Genomic DNA, 1,175 nt, shown 5'->3' with positions numbered 1-1,175 from the left:
ACTGTGCCGCAGCCCTCCGGGGTCCGCGGGGCCAGGTGTATGAGCCGCTGCGTCGCAGCTCGCCCCGGATCCACGACAGCGTCAGGCGGCACACCTGTTCTTTAACCAACGCGCCTGCCCTACGGCTCAAGGCAAAACGGCGCGGGGTATCGTCCGCCTGCACCGGCTGGACCAGCCCGGACCGCCGGCCCAGACTGATGCAACGCATCATGAAGCCGACGGACAACTCCTGAGGGGGCCGCTGGCGCATGTGGGCGATGACGGTGTCTGCGGCGTGCGCGCCCATCGGCAGGGCCACCGCGCAGCCCATCCGCAGGTGCGCGGCAACCGTGTCCTGCGCGCGAACGGCATCTCCAGCGCCGACAATCTCCGGGTACTCGGGGCAGCTCAGCGTGGAGTCGACGAGCAGCCTGCCGTGGGCATCGGTGGCCAGGCGGCTGGCTTTGGCAAGGCCGGACGGGGTGAAACCGGCCGTCCAGACCGTGCAGTCCGAGTCCAGGGCGGTGCCGTCCGAAAGGATGATGCGCTGCCCGTCCGCCCGGTCCACGCGGGTTCCGTCCCTGACCTCGACGCCGAGGTCCCGGAGCTGTGCAAGCAAGGCCCGGCGGCCGCCGCCGGACAGGTCCGCCCCTGTCTGCCCGTTCGAGACCAGCCGCACCTTTGACCGCGGGAGCGCCGCGGCAATTTCGGCGGCTGCCTCGATGCCGGTCAGGCCTCCGCCGATAACGCTAACGACGGCGTCCGGAGCAAGCTGCTTCAAGGCGCGCTGCAGCCGCTCGGCCGACTGGGTGTCCTGCAGGGTGTAGCCGCCGGATCCCCTCGGGACGGCTTGGCTGGTGCTGCCGGGCGCGTAGATCAGGAAGTCATAGTGCAGCGCGGGCCGGTCGTCGTCGAAGTGGACGGTCCGCATACGCGGATTGATCCGGCAGGCGCGGCCGACCACCAGGGTGGCGTCCGGATGCAGCAGCGATTGCATCGGAACAGACGCCGATGTCCGGCCGCCCGCCGCGACCTCGTGCAGCCGTATCCGCTCCACGAAGTCGGCCGAGGGGTTGACCACTGTCACGCACGCCGTGCCTGACAGATCCTTGCTGCCGGCCAACCGGTTTGCCGCCATGACTCCGGCGTAGCCTGCCCCGATAATCACTATCCGATGCTGTGTAGTCACTGCGGAC

At 69.6% G+C, this 1,175-nt stretch carries 1 protein-coding gene; it reads right to left on the bottom strand.

Features of this window, described 5'->3' with window-relative positions:
• Window positions 1–1,147 (bottom strand): NAD(P)/FAD-dependent oxidoreductase (locus tag AC5RWT_RS37600; RefSeq protein ID WP_494084652.1); only part of this gene is annotated, 1,147 nt, incomplete at its 3' end.
• Window positions 1,148–1,175: the final 28 nt, after the last annotated feature.

It is taken from the genome of Arthrobacter sp. Dra40, assembly GCF_059091905.1.
The sequence above is the reverse complement of the archived record's forward strand: the minus strand, read 5'-3'. Positions and strand labels throughout refer to the sequence as shown.